The organism is Bacillus sp. LQ16, assembly GCF_057784645.1.
This window is the reverse complement of the sequence record NZ_CM173491.1, coordinates 2,654,665-2,677,038: the sequence shown is the minus strand read 5'-3', so window position 1 is coordinate 2,677,038 and position 22,374 is coordinate 2,654,665. Positions and strand designations below refer to the sequence as shown.

At 31.7% G+C, this 22,374-nt stretch carries 27 protein-coding genes and 2 pseudogenes; 20 read left to right on the top strand and 9 right to left on the bottom strand.

Going from position 1 to position 22,374, the window contains the following annotated elements:
* Window positions 1-7: 7 nt before the first annotated feature.
* Entirely contained in the window at window positions 8-190 is a 183-nt protein-coding gene (locus AC3EMB_RS13365) for a hypothetical protein (protein WP_488517764.1), read from the bottom strand.
* Between the two features lie 143 nt (window positions 191-333).
* On the opposite strand from AC3EMB_RS13365, the gene AC3EMB_RS13360 reads away from it, so the two are divergent.
* From AC3EMB_RS13360 to AC3EMB_RS13345, 4 genes are all read left to right on the top strand, one after another.
* Window positions 334-987, top strand: a complete 654-nt coding sequence (locus AC3EMB_RS13360) for a YdeI/OmpD-associated family protein (protein WP_106824908.1) — start codon at window positions 334-336, stop codon at window positions 985-987.
* Between the two features lie 126 nt (window positions 988-1,113).
* Window positions 1,114-2,229 carry an NAD(P)/FAD-dependent oxidoreductase gene (locus AC3EMB_RS13355; RefSeq protein ID WP_000844382.1) on the top strand — a complete coding sequence of 372 codons (1,116 nt, stop codon included), beginning with the start codon at window positions 1,114-1,116 and terminating at the stop codon, window positions 2,227-2,229.
* A gap of 216 nt (window positions 2,230-2,445) precedes the next feature.
* Window positions 2,446-2,886 (top strand): NUDIX hydrolase, encoded by a 441-nt coding sequence (locus tag AC3EMB_RS13350; protein WP_001202588.1) that lies wholly within the window; start codon window positions 2,446-2,448, stop codon window positions 2,884-2,886.
* 378 nt (window positions 2,887-3,264) lie between these two features.
* Window positions 3,265-3,924, top strand: a complete 660-nt coding sequence (locus AC3EMB_RS13345) for a protein kinase family protein (RefSeq protein WP_000026522.1) — start codon at window positions 3,265-3,267, stop codon at window positions 3,922-3,924.
* Between the two features lie 189 nt (window positions 3,925-4,113).
* Here AC3EMB_RS13345 and AC3EMB_RS13340 read toward each other — a convergent pair whose 3' ends face one another.
* The gene (locus AC3EMB_RS13340) at window positions 4,114-4,293 is read right to left on the bottom strand and encodes a hypothetical protein (RefSeq protein WP_063547452.1); all 180 of its coding nucleotides are present in this window, start codon (window positions 4,291-4,293) and stop codon (window positions 4,114-4,116) included.
* Window positions 4,294-4,384: 91 nt separating this feature from the next.
* Window positions 4,385-4,642, bottom strand: coding sequence for a hypothetical protein (locus tag AC3EMB_RS13335; protein WP_000587696.1), 258 nt, complete (start codon window positions 4,640-4,642; stop codon window positions 4,385-4,387).
* A gap of 135 nt (window positions 4,643-4,777) precedes the next feature.
* Between AC3EMB_RS13335 and AC3EMB_RS13330 the strand changes: the two genes are divergently transcribed.
* From AC3EMB_RS13330 to AC3EMB_RS13315, 4 genes are all read left to right on the top strand, one after another.
* Complete coding sequence (locus tag AC3EMB_RS13330) at window positions 4,778-6,220, top strand: PQQ-dependent sugar dehydrogenase (RefSeq protein WP_488517763.1); 1,443 nt, start codon at window positions 4,778-4,780, stop codon at window positions 6,218-6,220.
* Between the two features lie 192 nt (window positions 6,221-6,412).
* On the top strand, window positions 6,413-6,985 hold the full coding sequence (locus tag AC3EMB_RS13325) for a hypothetical protein (protein ID WP_488517762.1): 573 nt from the start codon (window positions 6,413-6,415) through the stop codon (window positions 6,983-6,985).
* Between the two features lie 32 nt (window positions 6,986-7,017).
* Window positions 7,018-7,581: a GNAT family N-acetyltransferase gene (locus AC3EMB_RS13320; protein ID WP_000185961.1), complete on the top strand. Its 564-nt coding sequence runs from the start codon at window positions 7,018-7,020 to the stop codon at window positions 7,579-7,581.
* Between the two features lie 77 nt (window positions 7,582-7,658).
* Window positions 7,659-8,039, top strand: a complete 381-nt coding sequence (locus AC3EMB_RS13315; RefSeq protein WP_001048941.1) for a nucleotide excision repair endonuclease — start codon at window positions 7,659-7,661, stop codon at window positions 8,037-8,039.
* A 57-nt stretch (window positions 8,040-8,096) separates the two neighbouring features.
* Here the strand turns inward: AC3EMB_RS13315 and AC3EMB_RS13310 are convergent, their stop codons facing one another.
* Entirely contained in the window at window positions 8,097-8,303 is a 207-nt protein-coding gene (locus AC3EMB_RS13310; protein ID WP_000265477.1) for a hypothetical protein, read from the bottom strand.
* Between the two features lie 132 nt (window positions 8,304-8,435).
* Here AC3EMB_RS13310 and AC3EMB_RS13305 point away from each other — a divergent pair, with 132 nt between their 5' ends.
* The 5 genes from AC3EMB_RS13305 to AC3EMB_RS13285 all read left to right on the top strand — a co-directional run bounded on the left by AC3EMB_RS13305 (window position 8,436) and on the right by AC3EMB_RS13285 (window position 12,224).
* Window positions 8,436-9,215, top strand: coding sequence for an undecaprenyl-diphosphate phosphatase (locus tag AC3EMB_RS13305; RefSeq protein ID WP_486896214.1), 780 nt, complete (start codon window positions 8,436-8,438; stop codon window positions 9,213-9,215).
* An 82-nt stretch (window positions 9,216-9,297) separates the two neighbouring features.
* On the top strand, window positions 9,298-10,617 hold the full coding sequence (locus AC3EMB_RS13300; RefSeq protein WP_486896215.1) for an FAD-dependent monooxygenase family protein: 1,320 nt from the start codon (window positions 9,298-9,300) through the stop codon (window positions 10,615-10,617).
* Between the two features lie 66 nt (window positions 10,618-10,683).
* Window positions 10,684-11,211 carry a GNAT family N-acetyltransferase gene (locus AC3EMB_RS13295; protein WP_488517761.1) on the top strand — a complete coding sequence of 176 codons (528 nt, stop codon included), beginning with the start codon at window positions 10,684-10,686 and terminating at the stop codon, window positions 11,209-11,211.
* A gap of 16 nt (window positions 11,212-11,227) precedes the next feature.
* Complete coding sequence (locus AC3EMB_RS13290) at window positions 11,228-11,749, top strand: YfiT family bacillithiol transferase (RefSeq protein ID WP_000999062.1); 522 nt, start codon at window positions 11,228-11,230, stop codon at window positions 11,747-11,749.
* A gap of 1 nt (window position 11,750) precedes the next feature.
* A complete protein-coding gene (locus AC3EMB_RS13285) occupies window positions 11,751-12,224 on the top strand; it encodes a GNAT family N-acetyltransferase (RefSeq protein WP_488517760.1) in 474 nt (157 codons plus the stop codon).
* Window positions 12,225-12,344: 120 nt separating this feature from the next.
* Here AC3EMB_RS13285 and AC3EMB_RS13280 read toward each other — a convergent pair whose 3' ends face one another.
* Entirely contained in the window at window positions 12,345-12,722 is a 378-nt protein-coding gene (locus AC3EMB_RS13280) for a PH domain-containing protein (RefSeq protein WP_000522472.1), read from the bottom strand.
* Between the two features lie 179 nt (window positions 12,723-12,901).
* Here AC3EMB_RS13280 and AC3EMB_RS13275 point away from each other — a divergent pair, with 179 nt between their 5' ends.
* The 6 genes and pseudogenes from AC3EMB_RS13275 to AC3EMB_RS13250 all read left to right on the top strand — a co-directional run bounded on the left by AC3EMB_RS13275 (window position 12,902) and on the right by AC3EMB_RS13250 (window position 16,649).
* Complete coding sequence (locus AC3EMB_RS13275) at window positions 12,902-13,753, top strand: patatin-like phospholipase family protein (protein WP_488517759.1); 852 nt, start codon at window positions 12,902-12,904, stop codon at window positions 13,751-13,753.
* A 12-nt stretch (window positions 13,754-13,765) separates the two neighbouring features.
* Entirely contained in the window at window positions 13,766-14,137 is a 372-nt protein-coding gene (locus AC3EMB_RS13270) for a YxiJ-like family protein (RefSeq protein WP_053564294.1), read from the top strand.
* Window positions 14,138-14,418: 281 nt separating this feature from the next.
* Window positions 14,419-14,784 (top strand): hypothetical protein, encoded by a 366-nt coding sequence (locus AC3EMB_RS13265; protein WP_029442483.1) that lies wholly within the window; start codon window positions 14,419-14,421, stop codon window positions 14,782-14,784.
* 88 nt (window positions 14,785-14,872) lie between these two features.
* Window positions 14,873-15,266: pseudogene (locus AC3EMB_RS13260) on the top strand (hypothetical protein); the annotation flags it as partial.
* Between the two features lie 81 nt (window positions 15,267-15,347).
* On the top strand, window positions 15,348-15,755 hold the full coding sequence (locus AC3EMB_RS13255; protein ID WP_001987779.1) for a DnaJ family domain-containing protein: 408 nt from the start codon (window positions 15,348-15,350) through the stop codon (window positions 15,753-15,755).
* Window positions 15,756-15,833: 78 nt separating this feature from the next.
* Window positions 15,834-16,649 (top strand): YwqG family protein, encoded by an 816-nt coding sequence (locus AC3EMB_RS13250; protein WP_048656826.1) that lies wholly within the window; start codon window positions 15,834-15,836, stop codon window positions 16,647-16,649.
* 711 nt (window positions 16,650-17,360) lie between these two features.
* On the opposite strand, the gene AC3EMB_RS13245 is transcribed toward AC3EMB_RS13250, so the two are convergent.
* From AC3EMB_RS13245 to AC3EMB_RS13235, 3 genes and pseudogenes are all read right to left on the bottom strand, one after another.
* The gene (locus tag AC3EMB_RS13245; RefSeq protein WP_050843840.1) at window positions 17,361-17,756 is read right to left on the bottom strand and encodes a RidA family protein; all 396 of its coding nucleotides are present in this window, start codon (window positions 17,754-17,756) and stop codon (window positions 17,361-17,363) included.
* A gap of 138 nt (window positions 17,757-17,894) precedes the next feature.
* Complete coding sequence (locus tag AC3EMB_RS13240) at window positions 17,895-18,977, bottom strand: hypothetical protein (RefSeq protein WP_098126544.1); 1,083 nt, start codon at window positions 18,975-18,977, stop codon at window positions 17,895-17,897.
* A gap of 135 nt (window positions 18,978-19,112) precedes the next feature.
* Window positions 19,113-20,090 (bottom strand): annotated as a pseudogene (locus AC3EMB_RS13235) (LAGLIDADG family homing endonuclease).
* A gap of 296 nt (window positions 20,091-20,386) precedes the next feature.
* Between AC3EMB_RS13235 and AC3EMB_RS13230 the strand changes: the two are divergent.
* Window positions 20,387-21,349, top strand: coding sequence for an MBL fold metallo-hydrolase (locus AC3EMB_RS13230; RefSeq protein ID WP_075719780.1), 963 nt, complete (start codon window positions 20,387-20,389; stop codon window positions 21,347-21,349).
* A 63-nt stretch (window positions 21,350-21,412) separates the two neighbouring features.
* On the opposite strand, the gene AC3EMB_RS13225 is transcribed toward AC3EMB_RS13230, so the two are convergent.
* The gene (locus AC3EMB_RS13225; protein WP_488517758.1) at window positions 21,413-22,336 is read right to left on the bottom strand and encodes a hypothetical protein; all 924 of its coding nucleotides are present in this window, start codon (window positions 22,334-22,336) and stop codon (window positions 21,413-21,415) included.
* Between the last annotated feature and the right edge of the window lie 38 nt (window positions 22,337-22,374).

Below are 22,374 nucleotides of genomic sequence, written 5' to 3'. Positions count from 1 at the left end.
CCGGTTCTTATTCAGAAGCGGCTATTTTTATTATTTTTGGTGTAAATGGTTTTCTTCTAATACGTTTCGGAAACTGCGATATAGTTAATGTTTTTAATGTTTCCTCAGCTTCTTCATATGTATGAAAAATTGGTTCTTTTCCATCATCCCCTTGTAAAACTAGCCCTTCATTCCGGATTACATATGGCATAAAACCACCCCATCTATTAAAGAATTCTGTTCTTTTGCAGCAGAATAAAACGATTTAAAGTTTGATTTTCTTAATACATATAATACACTAGAACAGTACGAAAAAGTATGTACAATGAATTTTGAATGTAAAGGAAGATTATTATGTCAGTTATTGATAAATTGAAACTTAATAAGTATACAAATATGGTCGTTATTAACGAACCAAGTGATTATGACATTTTTACAGGTAAAGAAAATGGATTCTCAAAAGAACACGATGCTATCTTTATATTTGTAGAAACGCTTGATGAAATGGTGAAACAAACGAATTTTATTATTAGTAATGAAGAATTACTAATTGAAAAAGGTTACGTATTCTTCGCATATCCGAAAAAAGGTAATGCTCGTTATAGTACGTTTATTCACCGTGATGAGATGTTTCCGGCATTAAACGTTGGAGAAGATGGTTATGTGGGAGAAAGCGATATTAAATTTGCACGAATGGTAAGTATGGATGAAGTCTTTACTGTTGTAGGTTTAAAACGTGAAAAGAAAAAAACAACGAAAACATCTGCTATGAGTCAATGTGTTGCCGATTATGCAGATCGAATTAAAGATGTTGAAGCATTATTAACAAATCACCCGAATGAACTTAAGTTTTATCAAAGTTTAACGCCTGGATATCAGAAAGATTGGGCACGTAATCTTTTTTCTGTAAAACAAGAAAAAACACGTGAAAAACGTCTAGAGAAAATGATAGAGATCCTTTCACAAGGCTATAAAACAATTGAATTATTCCGTAAGAAGAAAAAATAATGATTAAGAAAGTCACAATGCTGCAACAATTAATTGTGATGAGTGCATTGAAAAAAGCATTCCTTCCATTATACTAAGGAATGTTCTTATATTTATATAATTAGCAAAAGAGAAAAGGTGTTTGAAATGAAATCGTATATTGTAGTTGGATCTGGAATTTTAGGAGCGTCTACTGCTTATCATCTTGCTAAGGCAGGTGCGAATGTTACTATCGTGGATCGCCAACAATTAGGGCAAGCAACTGATGCAGGAGCAGGTATTGTATGTCCATGGCTATCACAGCGTCGTAATAAAGCATGGTATAAAATCGTTAAAGGCGGTGCACGTTACTATTCTTCGTTAATTCAGCAATTAGAAGAAGACGGTGAAACTGACACAGGATATAATCGTGTAGGTGCAATTAGTTTACATACTGACGAGAAAAAGTTAGATCAAATGGAAGAGCGAGCTTATAAACGACGTGAAGATGCCCCAGAGATTGGTGAAATAACTCGCTTATCAGCTGAAGAAACAAAAAAATTATTCCCAGCATTATCAGACGAATATAGTTCTGTTCATATTAGTGGTGCTGCACGAGTAAATGGAAGATTATTACGCAATGCGTTAATAAGTGCTGCGAAAAAACATGGTGCAACTTTTATAAAAGGCGATGCCATATTAGTCCGTGAAGGAAATCATATTACTGGAGTTACAGTAAACGATGAAACAATTTTAGCAGAAAAGGTTATTGTAACTGCAGGCGCATGGGCGAATGAAATCTTGAACCCATTAGGAATTAATTTCTTAGTTACATTCCAAAAAGGACAAATTGTTCATCTGCAAATTGAAAATACAGCAACAGAAAATATGCCAGTTGTTATGCCACCGAACGATCAATATATTTTAACGTTTGACAATGGTCATGTCGTAATTGGTGCAACACATGAGAATGATACTGGTTTCGATCATCGTGTAACAGCAGGTGGTTTACATGAAGTATTCCATAAGGCATTAGCAGTTGCACCTGGCTTAGAAAATGCTACAATGCTTGAAACGAGAGTTGGATTCAGACCATTCACACCAGGATTCTTACCTGTTATCGGGCCACTACCTAACTTTGAAGGAATTCTCGTTGCGAATGGATTAGGGGCTTCGGGTTTAACAGCTGGTCCATACTTAGGAGCGGAACTTGCTAAACTAGCGCTCGGACAACCGATTGAATTAGATTTAAATGATTATGACGTTGCTGGCGCAATTGAATAATATGGAGTACTGCTAACATTTATGAAAAACCATGCTAAACAAATTCGACAGAGAATAAGTAGTTTTTCCTCTGTTAAGAGTAAGCCTGTTTATGAAAAATAAAATTATTTAAAAATAGAGGGCCGACATTATAAACCTGCATTAATAATGTAGAATTGTGATGTCGGCTCTTTATTCATATTGATTTAAAACTTATTTTCGAGAGGAGGTTAAGTAATGAGAGCGCCATATCAAGTATTGATATTTCCTTATATAAAAACTGCCGATTCTATTCAATATGCCATTTTTAACCGAAGTGATTATGGTTATTGGCAAGGAATAGCTGGTGGCGGAGAAGACGGTGAGATTCCTATTGAATCAGCAAAACGGGAAGCATTTGAAGAGGCTGGTATTACAAGAGAATGTCCATATATACAATTAGATTCTGTGTCTTCACTATCAGTAGAAGATGTAGTTGGAGGATTCCTTTGGGGAGAAGAGGTTTATGTAATAAAAGAATTTTCTTTTGGAGTTAAAGTCCCTACAAAAAACATATCATTATCTAAAGAACACTTCAATTATAAATGGTTATGCTTTGAGGAAGCAGTAACGTTTTTGAAATGGGATAGCAACAAAACAGCATTGTGGGAATTAAACAAAAGACTATTAAAACAATAAAAGTTTTAGCTAACAAAGATAGTAGTGGAACAAGAATTGAACCATTAACAAACCTTTGCTACACTTCTAAACAATGTTTTAGATTATAAAATAGAGTAATATAGATTTTGTATAGGTAATTTACTAAGAGAACTTGTACTAAGAAAAGCCCTATACAGTTGACTCTGAAAAAATGAAAATAGTTAGAAATATTTTTATATCGTACGGTTTTTGGCTATGAATAACGGAATAAATATTAAGTATTCAACAGTTTAAATAAAATGAGTTAGCTTTTTATTTTAAGAAGAAAGATGACTCGTTTTATGCTAAAATTCGCTTAGTGTATATTTTCGTTAAAATGTGGGTGGGCCCCCTTTTAGCAAAACCGGAGTGGGAATGATGAGTATAAATAGTTTTGTGGGATTGATAAAGGACGAATTATTAAAAGAGGTAAGTATAAGAAGTGAGGATGAATTCGAGCCTGTAGTAGTTAAAGATATTCCTAGACTTTGGAAGTGTTTAGGAACAGGTAATTATGCCGCAGTATTCATGCACAAAGAATACAAAGATTGGGTAGTGAAAGTTTACGTGCGAGAAGGAGAAGGAATTGAAAAAGAGTCAGAAGTATACCGAAGAATTGGAGATCATCCTTCTTATTCAAAGCTTATATATAAAGGAGAAAATTTCATAGTATTGAAACGTTTAAAAGAAATTACCTTATACGATGCTATTCATAAGGGGATTAAAATTCCTAAGCAAGTAATACTTGATATTAATGAGGCTTTAGAGTATGCGAGGGAGCAAGGGTTAACTCCTTGTGATGTTCACGGGAAAAATGTGATGATGGAAAAAGGAAGGGGATATGTAGTCGATGTATCTGATTTCTTAAAAACAAAAGAAGATAGTAAGTGGAGAGACCTAGAAAAGGCATATTTCACCTTTTATTTTCCTTTCATTTATAAATTGCCTTTCCCCGTTAAAATACCGTATTTTATGTTAAACATTGTTAGACGTTCGTACAGAAAATATAAGAAGCTTAAAAAGAACTTCAAATTATAAAAGGATCACATATGTTCCTGAAAACGATTTGAATTCACATAAATAACTTTAGAAAAATTTAAAATTTTGTTTAGGGGCTACTTCAAGACCTTAGCTTGCTGGGCATATGGTGCTACCTCAAAATATAAAAAGATTAGGAGTGAATCCTAATCTTTTTATTTATACATATTTTTGTTATGAATATCACTATCAATTCCAAAACGGGATATTTTGAATAAATGAAACCGTCAAAATAAGTGTTGATACGGAACCAGCAGTTACTAAAGTTACTATTTTTCGTCCATTCTGTTCTTTTGAAGGTTTTATAAGTTCTGTAATTAACACAATCCATATTATGATAGAGATTATTGAAATAATATCTATAGACATATGTAACACATCCCTTCTTGTTTTCACATAAATATTTCTTCTTTTATAAAATAAAAGCAATTTAACAAGAAAATATGTAACGCATTACAAATCAATATTTTCCTGTTAAACCACCTTTTTTAAATAGAAATACGACTGATAAAACGATAACAACAGCCTTCAAACTTCCCCAATATGGATAAATAGCATGATCTGTTAGACTAGCATATTGAAAAATATTCTCTAAACCGAAAATTCCTATCATGACTGCTAAAATGAATGAAGCTGATCCATACGTCCCGTTATGATAGAGGGTAAATAAATAGACTGCGAAAATTAGTGGTAAGATGATTTGTAGTACGATTATCATAGTTCGTCCCCCATATTATTTATAATTATATTATATACAAAATTGTAATAAAAAGGAATGCGACTTATTTGATACTAACAGAACTACTCTAATCATATTCTTCTATAAAAAGAAGAAAAAGGGGTGTACAGTTAATTGACAAAAGTTAAAGTTAGTTTACGACCCATTGTTCATAATATAAATTTACCAACCGTATTGAAAACAACAATACTTCCAGGCGAATCGACCGAAAGACTATTTATCGCAACCCAATTAGGAGAGATTTTTTACATAGGGAATGGAGTTATAAAGATATTTTTAGATATTCGTCACCTAATTATTAAATTAGGTACATTTGAAGAAGGTGTTTCTAGTAGCGGTTATGATGAACGCGGATTGCTAGGACTTGCGTTCCATCCACAATTTTATCAAAATAGGTTATTTTATCTACATTATTCAGTAGCCGGAACTCAAGGGCCAGGTGCACTTTCTGAACAATTTAAACCGAATCCTTGTGACCCTAAAACATTAAATTTAAAGTGGGTTAATAGAAATACGCAATATGATCACATTGATACTGTGGAAGAATGGACTTTACAACCTAATGGTCAAGCTCAAAAGCGACGAACATTACTGAATGTAAGAAGACCATTTTTTAATCATAACGGAGTCAATAGTTTAAACTTTTCACCTGAGACTGGAAAACTTGTTTTTACAAATGGAGATGGCGGATCAGGTTATGATCCATTTAATTTAAGCCAAGATGATTTAGAAATAGCAGGTAAAATAATTGAAATCGATGTAAGTAAAAATACATTTATAAATAACCCTCCTGTAGTTACACGCTTTAATGAACTCCCTTTCTCTATACAAGAAACACTTACAGTAATTGCAAAAGGAGTACGTAATATAACCGGCATTTCATTTCAAAGGTTTTATAATCAATATATCAAATACGCCGGAAATGTCGGACAAGATATTGTAGAGTCTATTTTTTCATTTGTTCAATATAAACCTATACCGGTTACAGAACTTGTTCAAATGCATTTTATGAGGCTCACTCCCAATCAAGATGGGTTTATCAATTTTGGTTGGAGAGGATGGGAAGGGGATTTACCTACTTCTTTTATACGGCATTGTTCCGAAAATCAGACTTTGGATGAAAGAACAATGACTTATTATGATGAAACAATACAAACTTCAGTGAAGCGCATTCTACCTCTACTTAGTTATTTTCATAAAGATTCTAGAACAGATAAGTTTGGAGGAACTTCCCTTACAGGAGTTCAGCCATATATGGGAAATGCAATTCCAAATGCAATTCCAAATTTAACAGGTAGCGTAGTGTTTACTGACCTTGCTAAGAAAGAAGATTCTCGACCGCCAGTTAAAGGTGTTTTAGCCTATACTAGAGCAGGTACAGACGGTAAACATGCTGACTTTCATGCTATTGAAACCAATTATGATTTTGGTACGCAAGCAGCTTATTATATGAGTTTAGGAACAAATTTGAATCAAACTAAATTATATTTAGGAGTTTACGGTTCTATGAAAGTAACTGATTTTAATAAAGGTACCATTTTTGAAATTATCCCTTAATACGATACAAATTATCAGTCTAAAAATATAATATAAGGAATTCATTCTGTTCCCAAAACGCACGACTTAACTTATCCCCCTAAAAATCTTCAATGTATGAGCATCTATTAACTTGCAGAAAGTAACTCATAAACCGTATGTGTACGAATAATATAGAAAGTAATGAATGAGGTGTCTTTAGGGGGGATTTTAATGAATCGGTTTGTACGTTATTGGTATCAACTGATGATAGAGCATGATATAAGCTTTGTTCATAAAAGAAAATTGTCCCTTGCGAATAAGTTAGTACTTACAGCTTTGATGAGTGCATTAGCCACCATGTTTCAAGCAGCGGGTAACTTAGTTCCTGGTATAGGTTTGCTCATTAGTCCATTTTCGACATTACCGATTTTTTTTGCTATTTTCTATTCTATTCGTGAGGGAATAGTTTCTTATATTCTTACTATTTTTCTATTATTTATTATTGAGCCAAGTGAACTAATTGTCTTTCCTTTTACTACAGGCTTATTAGGTCTAGCTTTAGGAGTATCTTTTTTAAAATTAAAGAGGAGAATTTGGATAGTTTCTTTTTCAGCAACGTGTCTACTTATAGGTATTATGATCGTTCTCGATGTTTTCCGTTTTCCGGTACTTGGTCCTACTGTTCATACAACTATGGACATAAAAATTATTTTATCAATATTTATAATGAGCTTTCTATACTGTTGGATTTATGCAGGTTTTTGCAGAATAATGATGAATAGATTATATAAAGTGTTGTATTGACAATGGCATAATGAGGATTGGAGATTGAATTCATGACTAACGTTGCAGTTAGAAGACCGAATTTGAATGATGTAGATGAACTATATTTATTTTTCCGTATAGTTATTACGAATACATACAAAAATGAAGGATTGTCACAATTATTAGATGACATAGAAAATGAAATTAACTCAAAAAAGCAGTATTTGAAAAGTGATTTTGATAGTAACGGAGAAAGTCGTTACTTTTTATTAGCAATTGATACAAGTAACGATAAAATCATTGGAACAATCGAAATCGGTCCAGCAAGTACATTGATTAATAGTTGTACAGGTGGTGTACTTAAAAATTTGTATGAAATAGGAACTGTATTCATACTTCCGGAGTATCAGAGAAAGGGAATAGGGAGTTTATTACTACATACAATGTTTCTTACATTACTTAGCAGAGGGATAACAGAATATTGTTTAGATAGTGGATATAAAAATGCGCAAAGTATATGGATGAAAAAGTTTGGAAAACCTAGCTATGTATTGAAAGATTACTGGGGAGAATCCAGTGATCATATGATTTGGAAGAAAAGTTTACATGATACACCTATAATATTTGAATTATAAAATGAAATATGCCTCTGAACATAGCTTTTCTTACTTATGTATGCTATTATTTATCTTTATAATAAAAGAGGACGTGAATGAACTTGATTAAAATTAATATTCCTGAAGCTGATGTTTCAATTACTGAACGTAAACAAGTTATTAAAGGAGACGAGCCAATCATTACTCCAATTAATGGATTTATCGATTTCCACTTGTTCCCTAGAGATAAAGGCGGCATTTTTATGTTTTACAATATTAATGACGAACTTCTTTTCGTAGGTAAAGCTCGTAAAATTAGACAACGTATTAAGAAGCATTTTGAAGATAATGTTTCACCAATTAAAAATCACCGTGATGAAGTATACCGCATAGATGCATGTATCGTAGAAGATCCAACAGAAAGAGAAATTTACGAAACATATATCATTAATGAATACAAAGCGAAATATAACGTTGATAAAGTATTCTACAAGTAATCAACATTAATAAAAAACAATCCTAGCTAATATGCCAGGATTGTTTTTTATTTAGATTTATTCTTCATATCTTTCTCCTTTTTTCAAATGATTAGCAGCAACAAAACAGATTACACCTATAAATATAAGTACAATACCAACCGTTTTATGTTTTCCCTCAAAGAAAGGAATATCTGAAATAACATTTGTCATACATAGTCCTAAAAATACAAGGATAGGGCCCACCCAAAGTAATACATTACCGAATTTTGTGTGCTTCCACATAATAACCCTCCTTAACCCTCTTTACATATATATCCATAAACAAAAAGTAAATTCATAGAGAAATATAGTTTTTTTCATATCGAAAATTTAACCCTCATATATTGGTACAAGCAAAAGAGAAAGGAGACCATCATGAATTGGTTAGAAGCTTTCATACTAGGTATAATTCAAGGTTTAACAGAATTTCTACCAATCAGTAGTACCGGACATCTTTATTTAGGAAGGCATTTGTTCCGATTAGATGAGGCTGGCTTATTTTTAGATACGATGCTGCATATTGGGACTTTACTTGCGGTTTTTATTTATTACAAAAAAGAATTTATATATTTAATTAAAAACCCATTTTCAAAGCTCATGTTATTACTTATCGTTGGGACAATACCCGCAGTTGTAATTGGTTTATTGTTTAAAGACTTCTTTGAAGATATTTCAAAAACAGGAATCACGATCGGTTGGGAGTTTTTAGTAACCGGATTCTTTCTCTACATGGCAGATAAACAAAAGAATGGTCGTAAAAAAATGGATGACATAACATATAAAGACGCATTAATTATCGGTTCATTTCAAGCTGCTGCTATTTTTCCAGCCATTTCCCGTTCTGGAATGACAATTGTCGCTGCATTATGGAGAAAATTAGACCGTGAAACTGCTGCTTACTTTTCTTTTTTACTATCGACACCAGCCATTGTTGGAGCTATCATTTTGCAATTTGTAGATGTTTTTGAAGGGAAAGCAGAATCTATTTCTAGTACATCTTTAATTGTCGGAACGTTATCAGCAGCGTTTTTTGGATACATAGCCGTTTCATGGATGATTCAATATTTAAAACGGCACTCCTTAAAAGTATTCGCGTATTACGTATGGGGATTAGGTATTTTAATTTTAATGTTGCAATTTACTGATGTATTTTAAGTATAATGATAAAGAAGTTAATTAGTTTAAGATCCTGTTTCATTCATACAAGGCAGGATCTCTTTTTATTAAGGGGGAAAATATGTTTAATAAAGCTATCGTTATTGGTGGAAGTATGGCAGGAAAGTTTGCAGCAAAAGCATTATCAACTTTTTTTAAAGAAGTAATCATTTTAGAAGTCGGTGAAAAATGGGATGGAAAAGCTTCAAGAAAAAGAGTTCCACAAAGTAATCATCCTCACGTGTTATTAAAAGGTGGAGAAAACGCAATTGAAGAATTATTTCCTAATATTACGAACGAATTAATAGAAGCAGGTAGTATTATAAACAACTTTACGCGTGATTTGAAATGGCATCAATTCGGTCTATGGAAACAACCGTTCATAGGGGAAGTACATATGATTCAACAAAGTCGTCCTTTGCTAGAATGGCATATTCAAAAACGAATACATCAAATTTCAAATATTACTATTAAATATGAAACATTGGTTAAAGGGTTATTGGTAGATGAAAAGCTTAACAAAGTGTGTGGAGTAAAAGTTAAATATTTAGAGACAGACATACAAGAAGAAGTTTATGCAGATCTTGTTGTTGATGCGAGTGGATTTGGCTCAAAAAGTATAGAGTGGTTACGAGAATACGGAATTGAAGTACTAGAAGAGAAAGTTCGTATTGATTTATTTTACGCAACAAAAATGTTCAAACTTAAAGAAAATGAGAAATTAGACTGTTGCAATGTGCTAATGTCTCCGAGTTTCCCTGATAACCCTTATGGCGTTCTTATTCAAACAATAGAAGATAATCGTTATTTTGTTACTTTCAGTGGATACGCAAACGAGAAAGCACCACAAACAGATGATGATTTTTATGATTTTGCTGAAAACCTATCAATTTCTAATGTTACAGACTTCCTAAACAAGGCTGAGGGAATTACTGATATAAAGACATACAAAATTCCCTATCAAGTACGCCGGCGATTTGATTTAGTGAATAATGTACCAGAAGGCTTATTAGTTGTTGGAGATGCGCAATGTCGTTTTGATCCCGTTTTCGGCCAAGGCGTATCAGTTGCTGCTATGGAGGCTCACCAGTTGCAATTACTTCTGCAAGATAGAAAACAACTTGATAAAACATTTACACAACAATTTTATAAAAAGGCAGCTAATATAATAGAAACCCCATGGGATATGACAACAACGGAAATATCACGTCATCCGCAACTAAAGAGAGAATTAACTACAAAACAAAAATTTCAGCTATGGTATACGAAACAAATATATCGACTATCCGCAAGTAATTCTGATGTTTATATTCGGTTAGTACGAGTGATGAATTTAATTCGTAGTCCATTTCATCTTTTTCATCCGAAAGTGCTACTATCTGTATTACTTAATCGAAAGTAATAGCAGGAATATAATTGATTAAAAAAGAATGTATAACAGTTAGTAAATCTAGAAGGAGAATACGGGATGGAAATATACATAGAGCAACTAAAGAAACAAGATGCTAAGGATTTATTTACGTTTGAACTTACGAATAAATCTTTTTTTGAAACAATGGTACCAAATCGTGGCTCAAAATATTTTGAATTTGAATATTTCCAAAAACTACTAGACGATTTATTAATAGAACAAGCAGATGGAGATTCTTATTTTTATTTAATTCGTAATGAAGAAAAAGAAATTGTAGGGCGAATTAATTTAGTAGATATAGATACGGAAACTCGAATTAGTTCTCTAGGGTATCGGGTCGGAGAAAAATTTATTAAAAAAGGAGTTGCTACAGCAGCCGTAAAATTAATTTTAGATGTAGCGAAAAAGAATGAAATTACTGAAGTTCATGCTAAAACAACTACTAATAATCTCGCATCACAAATTGTACTAGAAAAAAGCGGATTTTCTTCTTATCAAAACGAATCAGATATAACATCTGTAGAATTAAATGGAGAACATGTGAAGTTTGTACACTATATTTGGAGAAATACTTCGCGCTTATAATAAGGAGGACTTATTCATGAATGATTTACGTTATCCAATTGGCCAATTTACATACAAACGTCCTATAACTGAAGAAATGATTGATACATGGATTCAAGAAATTGAAGATTTACCTCATGAACTAACAAAGGCAATTAAAGATTTAGATCAGAAGCAGTTAGATACACCATATCGCGTTGGAGGGTGGACTGTCCGTCAAGTTGTTCATCACGTTGTTGATAGCCATATGAATAGCTACATACGCTTTAAATTAGCACTGACAGAAAAGAATCCAACTATTAAGCCGTATAAAGAAGAGAAGTGGGCAGAGTTACCCGATTCAAAATTACCGGTAGATGTTTCACTAGTAATGCTAGATTCATTACATAAAAGATGGGTTAACCTTTTATATTCTCTAGAAATTGAAGATTTAGAAAAGACATTTAACCATCCTGAAACTGGTGAAACAAAACTTGCTGTTGCAATAGGACTATATGCATGGCATGGTCGTCATCATACCGCTCATATTACCTCGTTAAGAAAGCGACTTAATTGGTAACATGGAGATTACATTAGAGAAGGCGACAGAAAGTGATGCAGAAGTTATATTTCAAATGCAAATAGACTCATTTAGCCCTTTATTACATAAATATAAAGACTATGAAACAAATCCAGCAAATGAAACTATCGAAAAAACTATTTGTAGAATAAATCATGTAGACGGTGGCTTCTATAAAATAATAGTGGCAATGAATCTTGTTGGAGCGATATGCATTTCACAAAAAGAAACACCCTCTAAATTTTGGATCAGTCCAATGTTTATTCACCCGAGTTATCAAGGAAAAGGAATTGCCCAAAGGGTACTTACATTAATTGAGGAAATGTTTCCTGAAGCAACGAGCTGGGAACTTGCTACTATTTTAGAAGAAGAGAAAAATTGTTTTTTGTATGAAAAGATGGAGTATAAAAGAACAGAAGTTATAAAGAAATTAAATGATGAAACTACACTTATTTATTACAAAAAAGAAAGGTAAAGCATATAAAATACGCTTTACCTTTTTATGTTATTTTAGATTAAATATACAAAGATAATGTATTTTCTTCCAAAATACTCGGGTTAGTAATTTTAAAAATGAATAAAAATACAAAAACCACTACTTTGTCGTAAAGGTTACTAACGCTTTTTGAATGCTTAAAATACTATCGTCACCTTTAAATTCTTTCGTGATTGGATCCTCCATACTAGACACCCAAATTTTAAGTTCTGCATCTAAATCAAAATGCCCAGCCGTTTCGATGCTATATTGTGTAATACTTTTATAAGGAATAGAATGGTATTCTGTTTTTTTGCCAGTTACTCCTTGTTTATCTACTAAAATAAGACGACGATTTGTAAATACGATTAGATCACGAATTAATTTATAAGCATGCTCTACTTTTTCATCGTCCAGCATAATCTTCTCTAAATCACGTTCTACACTTTCAGAACTTGTATTTGATGCATTTCCTAAAATACCGCTAAATAAACCCATATTAAATTCCTCCTTTAATATATGTGGAATGAATTACTTATATTGTAACATGTTACTCACAAAGATATTATGACATTACTTTAGTAGTTTCTGGTTATTGTTGTAATTAGTTTATATAATCTCATCTTAAAATCTTATGCTAATATGAAATTAAGAAAAAAGAAGCAGAGGGATATAGCATGAAGAATATTGGTTTAGTACTAGAGGGCGGAGGAATGAAAGGTTTATATACTGCAGGTGTACTCGAATATTTCATGGAAACGAACTTATTCTTTCCATATGTAGTCGGCGTATCAGCTGGAGCCTGTATGGGAGCAACCTATTTGTCACGTCAAAAAGGTAGAAATAAGAAAGTAAATACAGAGCTAGTATCAGATTACAGGTATATATCTTATCGAAACTTAATTCGAAAACGTGAATTATTCGGAATGGATTTTTTATTTGATGAAGTACCTAATAAAATTGTACCATTTGATTTTCAAACTTTCTTAAACTGTAATGAACAGTTTGTTATAGGGACAACTGATTGCGAATCAGGACAAGCCATTTATTATAATAAAGCAGAACACGGAAATGATATTTTAAAAATCATTCGTGCATCTAGCTCTGTGCCGTTTATAGCACCTGCTGTAGAATATAATAATCGAAAATTATTAGATGGAGGGATTATAGACCCTATACCAGTTTTGAAAGCCCAAAAGGATGGTTATGAAAAGAACGTTGTAATTATGACAAAGCCAGAAGGATATGAGAAGCAGCGAAATAAATTTTCAGGCCTGGCTAAAATTTTATATAGAAAATATCCGAAAATCGCAGAGAATTTAGTAAACCATTATCGTTTTTATAATGAGACGATATCTTATATGAATCAAGAAGAACAAAAAGATAATTTTTATGTAATTCAGCCAAGTGTACAGCTTCCTATAAGCGGAATAGAAAGAAATAAGGAAAAGCTTGTTAATCTATATAATCTTGGGTATATCGATGCTCAATATCATTATGAAAACTTATTAAATTGGATAGAGAAATAAAGGGGTGGAAAGTTGCTATTAGGTAAAAAGGTGATTTTTAATGAATTGCAGAGAATGCATAGTCCACTGCACAAATCGTTTCCTTATCGTGCTACAGCAAAAATGCAGCTAAACTTAAAAAGTGAGTTTACCGAAGATGACTGTATAAACGCTGATTTTAATCATTATTGGATGCATACAGCAGCAATTTTAAGTTCTGTACTAAACGGAAACGAACAGAACATTACGTTTCAGCAAATCAAGTGGTTAAAAAAATCGTTTTTTGAGTGGTTTCCGCAATATCGTTTTATAGAAACAGAAATTGTGAAGTATCCTATTTTGTATAGAGATTTCATGAATTATGAGAAGACCAGGAAGCTATTACTTTATTACCTTACTGAATAAAAGCGAAAACGTACAGGTTACATTACTTGTACGTTTTTTTGTTCATAAAACATTCAATATTAACAACTAGTTTATATAGGAATTCTAATGAGAAGAAAGAAGTACATATAATAGAATGCTACAGGGGAGGAGAGAGGAATAGCTGTTTTGCTTTAAGTTACTGTCCAACTCGAATACAGTTAGTTATTTATGTTAAAATATTTCGAGTGAAATCAAGCTTTTAAGGATTTCATTAAACATTAAACAAAACAAGTTAGCAACGTAGAAGGGATAACATTAACATGAAAAACGTATCAAATATAGATAAAGTAGAATCAATAAAATCTTTACAGTCAACAATTAGTAAACTTGAAAATGCCTTGTCACAGATGACTCAAAAAGGATCAAATACTACTTTAGTGAAAAAAAGACTCAAAGCAGCTAGTATCGGCTTAGCTATGTTAGAAAGTGTTTGGAAGCAAGAAACTCATCATTATACTCAGGAAGATTTAGCAGAAGCTCGTAATGTTCTAATTGGTTTGCTTCCATCAATTGAAAAGATTTACGTTAAGTCAAAGCTTGGGAGTCCTCAAAGAACGCTTTTAGAAAGAAGAATAAAATCGTTGGAACTTTCTATTCAAGCAATAGACAATTATTCTAGTAAATAACTCATTTAAAGAGTCTTATTACAAAAGTGTAGCAAGGCTCTTATATCATTCTATCAAAATTAAATATCCTTACTGCCACATTGCAGCAAGGGCAAAACATCTTGATCTACCTCATAATTATTCTCAAACTTCACATCTTCAAGAACATTTCATTGTCTTTAATAAAAATCCATGCATTAAGTAATCTTCAATCGCAAAAACACTCAATTATTTAATTTACGAAAATGGAATACCGCCATGTATTGCTGTAGATCATGTTAATCAGCTAGAAGAACTAACTTTTGAAAACGATATTCCTTGGATTGAAAATCAAATTTCATCTATAAATTCTATTGCAACTCAACTTCACTTTTACATGGTAGCAGGACAACTTGAAAACAAACCTCTTTTAACGGCCAATAACCACTTGTATAGAGCTTTAAAAGATAAAGGGTACAAAAACCACTTATGAAGAGTTTCGAGACGGTCATGATAGCGTGTGAGGGTGAAAAAAGTTGTTAGATGGATTGAAAGCTTTGAAATAGATAAAAACCACACTATAAAATAAAAAGGAGAGAAAATCTATGAATCAAGAAGAACTAGATAAAAAACTAAAAAAACAAGAGATTTTAGTAAAAGATGAGAAAGTTTGGTCCTATACGTATGAGGATCATATTAGTTCTATCGTTAAACAAGCAGAACAAAAAGGAGCTTTTGATAATTTACCTGGTAAAGGGAAACCTCTTAATCTTGATAAAGATCTTTCTTACAATCCTGAAAAGCAACTTTATAGAACTTTAGCAAATAATCATGTTTTACCTAGGTGGATTGAGCTTTCAAAAGAAATTGATGATTTAAAAGAAAAGCTAAAAGAAAATACAAATACTGCAGAAGCAGCGGATTTAATTCGAACTATTAATAAAAAGGTTTTAGAACATAATCTACTTTGTCCACCAAGCGCGCAAAAAATGAGGGTGAAAATGGATTTTTAACGATTTTCAATTAAGCTATCGCTTACTATATAATTAAGTTAGGCATTTTCAATTCATTACTAAAAGGAGGCAAATGTAGTGAAGAATACGTATCAACTTCAAATTCCGAAAGAACTAGAACAGTATCGTAGTATTTTAGAAGAAAGTGTGAAACCGTATGTTAAAGTGTCTGGAACATTAGCAGAGACAACGCTTTTTGAAAGTAAGTTTGGTGGATATCCGTATTTACCTATAGATCAAGAGCATCCTAAAGACTCAAACGGACAACCTATGATGCTACTTGCGCAGTTAAACCTTGAAGAAATACCAAACATTGAACATATGCCTCAACATGGAATGTTACAGTTTTTCATAAGTGCTGAAGAAGATCTTTTTGGAGCAGATTTTGATCATCCCACAAGCCAAAAAGACTTTCGAATTGTTTATCATTCTACAATCACAGCGGATTTAACTAAGGTGATTACTGATTTTAGTTATTTAAACACTTTAGATTTAGAGAATTTCATCATACCCAAAGCAGCAAAACTAAAGTTTGAGTTGGCATATCAACCAGTAACACCAAGAGATTATCGATTTGAAATGATTTTTAGTGATAACATTGATTGGGAAGAAATTGTTGATGAAGAAAATAATACAGAATTAGGCGAACTGTATGATGATTTATGTAAGGATCAAGGGCATAAAATTGGTGGTTATCCATTTTTCACACAGACAGATCCGAGAGAATGGGAAGAAAAATACCAGCAACATGACATATTATTGCTGCAAATCGATACAGACGATTCATTAAATATTATGTGGGGCGATTCTGGGGTTGCTAATTTCTTTATACGTAAGGAAGATTTGTTAAATCTAGATTTTTCCAATGTCATTTACAATTGGGATTGTTACTAGAAGATATAAATAAAATAATAGCAAACAAAAAATCTTCCTGAAGGTGAGGAGGATTTTTTTATGTTAAAAATAAGCGTTATGTTAACTAGAATAAAAAACAATGAGTGTAATGAAAGTCAAGCCTAAATAACAGAAATAACAACAAATAATGTAAAGTTGTAAAACATGTGCAAATAGCAATAAATTCATTAAGTAAAACATAAAATAAAATTACTAATTTATATTTTGTATAGAAATAACTTTTCTGTATAAAAATTTCTTACCAATCAAAAATATTTTTAATTCGTTAAATCTTAAGTGATTAAGATTTGCTGTGATGAATTTATAACAAATAAAAACGATAAAAACTGAAGAAATTTGTTTAGATAAGATTTCATGTGAATCTCACTAAAAATCCCTATTTCGTCTCATTAAGTATAGTTTACTTGGGTTTTGATACCTGATATTGATTTGTTTTTATAACTGCCTATAATATATATTATGTTAACTGGATAAAAGTAATAAACTTATTATATGTTAGTGCAGATTGTTACGCTTCCCTTTTCATCGGATTCATTCTGTGTAATCGATTGTGTGCTTATTTGTTTTATGAGTTGTTGATGATAATGTCTCCAGATATAAATTATATTTAAGACAATAAAAAATGCAATTCGTTTTAAATGAACGCATTAAACGAATTGCATGGATATGATTCATAATAAGTTTTTAAAATTAGTTTGCTACAGCAATTGCTTCGATTTCAATTAAAAAGTTATCGTTAATTAACTTTCTAACTTCTACAGCTGAACTTGCTGGTGGATTTTTAGTATCAATGTATTGATCTCGTATATCTCTAACAGTGGCCATTTGAGAAATATCTGTTAAGAAAAATGTTAATTTTACTACATCATTAAATTGTAATTCCAAAGTATCTAATGCACTTTTAATGTTTTCGAATACTTGTCGCGTTTGTATAGCTATATCGCCAACACCAACTATTTGACCATCGGTATTGATCGCTACTTGTCCAGATATGTAAATTGTTCGTTTAGCGTTACTAACTTCGACTACATGCGAGTATCCAAAAGTTGGTGACATCGTTTCCGGATTGATAAATTTCTTTTGCACGGCTCTACTCCCCTTTAAATATTTCATTTTCTTCATATGTTAGATTTTAATTTCAGATTATCCTCTATTTACTAATAATTATTTATCCATTTAGCTGCTACATTTGTAAAAGTATATTAGCACTTTAATTTAAAGTTATTAATGGATTATGTACGTTTGATTTTCTTGTGCGCTTGTTATAATTACACCTTGTTTTATTAATTCTTCAGTTACTTTTGTATAGAAAAAGTGATACCACCAGATAAAAAACTCTTCATAAGTTATTTCTTGTGAGTATCTGCTGCTCGCAAAGTATTCTTTTAAAGGCTTATCGTTTTCTTTAAATAATAAGACTAAATCTTTACTGATTGTGTTTGCAATGTCGTTAAGCCTAGATACGTCTGCTTTTTTAAACATCGGGATGATAGGTTGTGAATTTTGATATAAACCTAATTTTTCATAAACTACATTTAAATGTAAATCTATTTGTCTATCTGCTGCTACGTAACCTTTTACTAATTGCTTTTTCTTATAATTAATATCAGTATTAGTGTTTTGAAAATATTCTTCAAATGTTTCGTTATTTGCTGTTATTAAATTTAATGTTGAATATCGAGAATTTCCATAAAGACCAATTTGAACTTCTCCTAAATCTAAATACGTATTACCATACATCCCGAAAGCCTCTATATCTGCTAGTTCTTGTTCTTGAATAGCATAATAATATCGTTTCTTATTTCTTAAAGGTCGTTTCTTTTTTAAATAGTTTTCTTCAATGTAATTTATTTGTCCAAAATCTAATAACACACCACTATACAGTAAAAGACTATACGATTCTTTAGATAAATGATTAAACGTGTCGATTCTTTTTGAAATAAATTCAATTTGATTTGAATGATTTTCAATGATCTTAAGTGTTGGTTTAATTAGAGGTTCACAAAGGTTATAAAGTTTTTTTCCTTCACAAGCTGTTATCACCATGCACGTTGGATAGTACCTCCCTCCTGTTTGTTTCAATAGCCCCTCTACTTCTAATGAATTAACGTGCTTTTCAAATTCATCATTTGTCCAATTTAGCATCATTTTTATAGCATTTGACTCAAAACCAAGATGAACCAATACAAGTAAATATTGAAGTTTCGTTCCTTTTATTTTTATAGATGGCGAATTATCTCCAGATGAAATCATTTTAGTTTCATAAGCCGTATGTAATATATTCTCCGGACTATTATTAGTGAGCATTTCATATTCCCTTCCTTACTAATAAATTCATTGTAAAATCTATGTATTTATTAAGTTCTATAAACGAAAATGAGTGTCCTCTAATAATCCAAAATTAAAAACCTTAGCATAGATATACTAAGGTTTCTTGCGTTTTTATAATGAATGAATTCTTTCATAGTCTTTTTTAAATTGATTATCATTTTTTAACCAACTTTTAAAAGTTGGCTCCTTTATTTCTAAAATGGAACAAGTTTTAGCGATACATTTATTTTTCATATATTCCTTAAGGAAATTTTGTTTTCTCTGCTTAACAGCAGCTTGAGTTCTTTTTAGCTTTCGATCTTTTAATTGATCTAGACTTAGACTTTCTTTCTGAAATTCTTCATATTTTCTATGCAGATAAATATCTTTGTCTTTATAAATCCACTTTGAAAATAGTTGTATTGGTTTTCTTCCGGTTAAAATGACGCGATAATGTTTATTTTGATTTAGTAAATCGGCTGGTAAATTTTGATTTTGTAGTACCTGATTTAAAGAATTCATAAAGTTATATGATCCTCCTACAAAGCTTACTGTATAAGTTTCATACTTGACGTAACCATCCCCATCAAAATATCCACGAACAAAATGATGTAAATATTCTTCTGGTACTAAAGGAAATTCAATGTTAAAAGATTTACATGGCATGATTCCGTGAATATTCATTAGATCGTCTTTTATTACTTTGCTATTAATGTTTAGCATATATACGCCTGTTTTTTTATTTCGATATAGTGGCTGGTTGGTGTTTAGTTCTTGTTTTATATCTTCTAAAATATAACTTTCTTTTTGTCATATACTGACACATTGATTTTCTTTTGGTATAGCACCGTCTGCTGCTATAAACCCTAATATATAAGCCATATTATTTGACCAAGTTTTAAAATAATCTTCTTTTATGTCATACTTTCTCTTCCAGCTCCCTATAGCTCGCCTTGGAACGTTGTTGTCTGTTAGAACCATACGAATCTACCTTGCAGACACATTAGCAAGCATAGCGATTTCTGAGGTGCTCTTCCCTTCAGTATACAAATGCATGATTTCAGATTTTGATAGTTTACATTTTGATTTCTTTTTTCGTTCTATGTGCACTTACATCCTCTCCTTCCTTTCTTTTATTAGAGACATATTTTCTTCTATAACATACAACGGAACTTATGTTCTTTGTTGCGTATAAGAAGGAATTTACTAAATAAAAACAATTTACATGTACTTAATATTTGTCTTAGCTGCTGCTGTGCGATTTGTACTTTATAGATACAAATAATGAATTTGACGGATTTATGAAATACAAGGCATTTTAGATGAAAGGTAAAATAATATAGTTTAAACTACAAATAGCTACAAAAACAACATACGTAAATTGTTAATCGTAAAAAGGAGAACGAATGAATAAGAAATATACAAATCAAATTCATACTGATATGAGTTTTAAATCGAAAGATATTATAAGTTTAATGACGGATTACTTTAAAATAAAATCAAAGCTGCGTCCTATAAAGGATTTGCCTATCGTTTTATCAAATAAAGATAATGAATCGTTAGAGAGTGTTACATGGTTTGGCCATTCTGCTTCTCTTTTGAAAATAGAAGGTAAAAAACTATTATTAGACCCTATGTTTGGAGATGCCTCTTCCCCATTCCCTTTGTTTAATAGTAAACGCTATAGTGGTGCTTTTTCTTTAGAACGTGATGACCTTCAAGAAATTGATGCGATTATCATTTCTCATAATCACTATGATCATTTGAATTACAAAAGTATTATGCAGTTAAAAGATCGCGCAAAGCACTTTTATGTTCCAACTGGAGTTGCACAATATCTTATTAAATGGGGTGTTTCGCCTAGTAAAATTAGTGAACATAATTGGTGGGACGAAATTACGTTTGATAATATTAAGTTAGTATGTGCGCCTGCAAGGCATTTCTCGGGACGTGGTATGACAGATAGAGATCGTTCATTATGGTGTTCATGGCTTATTCTTGGTCAAGAGACTAAAATTTTCTTTAGTGGTGATAGCGGTTATGCCCCTCACTTTAAGGAAATTGGTGAGAAATACGGTCCATTCGATCTTACATTAATGGAATGCGGGCAATATGATCCGAGGTGGTCTGCTATTCATATGTTGCCTGAAGAAACGGTACAAGCTCATATTGATGTTAAAGGAGAATTACTTCTTCCGATTCATTGGGGTGCCTTTACGTTAGCATTACACGAATGGAGTGACCCGATAGAACGTGTTACGAAAGAAGCTAACCGTTTAGGAGTTAAAATTACAACGCCTCAAATTGGTGAATCTATTACGTTAAAATCTACAAATTATCCTTCATCCACTTGGTGGAAGGAAATTTAATTTTAAAATATAAAAAGAGCGAATCCTCTTATAAAGAATTCGCTCTTTTTTCTGTATTTAAACTTATTTCACAATATTGGATTTCCCACTATCTAAAACTCTATTTGCTGGTACACTGGACATTTCAACCACTGTATTCATACTCTTATCAGTCAGTTCAATGAGTTCGTTTTCATGTTTTATTTTATTTAAATCCCACACCATCCCATGAAATTCATTATGCTGACCACTTACCTGTATAATGCTTTTTGTTTTATTTGAAGGCTGTATTTGAAGATTTGTAAATTGATTCCCACTAATTTCATTTGGCGTAGTTACTTGACTATCCATATAAATCATATTTACACAGTCTTCTAAAGAAAAGTTCATAAAACGATTGGCATTTATCCAAGCTTGTCCGGTGCTCGGTTTTTTTGCTACTAATTTTAGTCCGGTTTCCATTCCTACAATTTTAATGTTTTCGAAGTTAACAAACGAAATTTCATTTTCTTTTCCAGCAGAGTATAAAGAAATTCCGGTACCTTTATTCGTTTCCGTCCAATTAATAATATTTATATCTTTTATTTGTGTTTTGTTCCAAGTGTTATAATATTTATTTTTACCGTCTAAATAAATAACTTCAGAGTTAAATTTAGGATCGTCAATAGCTATATACGCTCCTTCAATGGATGCGTTTTTCTCTAGTTCTAGAACTCTAAAGTTTCCCTCAACCACAAATTGTGATCCATAACCAAATAATAATTTTACACCTTTTTTAACAGTGATTGGTGACGTGATTTTATACTTTTTATCATCAAGCAATACGGTTTTTATTTTACTAGACGCTGCTTTATTAATAGCAGATTGTATTTTTATTGAATCATTTGCCCCTTTAAAGTCTTCTACATACAAGTTATTACTTTTAGCTGCATAGTCTTTTTTATTGTATTGATAAAAAGCAAAAATAATTAAAACTATACCAATGAGTAAAACAATTACTTTCTTCATCGTACTCACCCCATATCGATTAATCTATGGCTTTTATA